This window comes from Paenibacillus farraposensis (assembly GCF_020736845.1).
Taxonomy (GTDB): domain Bacteria; phylum Bacillota; class Bacilli; order Paenibacillales; family Paenibacillaceae; genus Paenibacillus; species Paenibacillus farraposensis.
Genome location: NZ_JAFFQR010000102.1, coordinates 9,826 through 10,510, shown reverse-complemented (window position 1 = coordinate 10,510; position 685 = coordinate 9,826). Strand labels below are relative to the sequence as shown.

At 50.4% G+C, this 685-nt stretch carries 2 protein-coding genes; both read right to left on the bottom strand.

Going from position 1 to position 685, the window contains the following annotated elements:
* The coding region (locus tag JO375_RS16350; protein ID WP_229525468.1) for a hypothetical protein at positions 1-465 on the bottom strand (465 nt) is incomplete at its 3' end.
* Positions 465-685: pentapeptide repeat-containing protein (locus JO375_RS16345; protein ID WP_229525467.1), on the bottom strand; the 221-nt coding region annotated here is incomplete at its 5' end. The genes JO375_RS16345 and JO375_RS16350, both read right to left, overlap by 1 nt.

Below are 685 nucleotides of genomic sequence, written 5' to 3'. Positions count from 1 at the left end.
CGCCACAGCCAGATCAATATAGATATGGGCTTCCAATAAGCCGGCGATCCGAAAGATGGGCGATTCGATTTTCTCTCGCCTGAGAACCAAATGCTTCAAGGTATGACCGGGATACCACTCGGTTTGGGCAGATAGACAATCTACCGCCGGAGGACGCAGCACCCAATACACATCCTGCCTGGCTTGCTGAAAATCGGTAAGTATAGCAGCTTTCCATTCCAATCCCGGCATATATTTTTCCAGCATTGCTTTCATTGCATCGGAAACCAGCGGCAAAGGGAACTCGAGGAAATCCGGATAGACGGTTCGTGAATCCGTATGTACAGCTAAAAACAGGGGAGTGTCTTCCGTCTGCATATTGTTGTTGTGATCCGAAAGGATATCTTCCACCTGCAACGGAGACAGGGAAGCAGGCTCCACCCGATGCTTGATGCGCTCGTCCACCATAAGCCGAAAATATCTCATTACATCCCGCCTCCTTTACTTACGGTATCTGTTGCCTGTGAAGCTATCAGGGAAGATGGGGAGGGAGAAGGCATTGCCACAGCAGACAAGCCAATAGCTTCATTCAGTTGTTCTCTTGTAAAATGTACGCGGCTGACCTTCGCTCCTGTAAAATCAGTTCCTGCTAAGCAAGCGCCTGTAAACGCAGCGCCAGTAAGGTCGGCTCCCGCAAAGCAGGCGT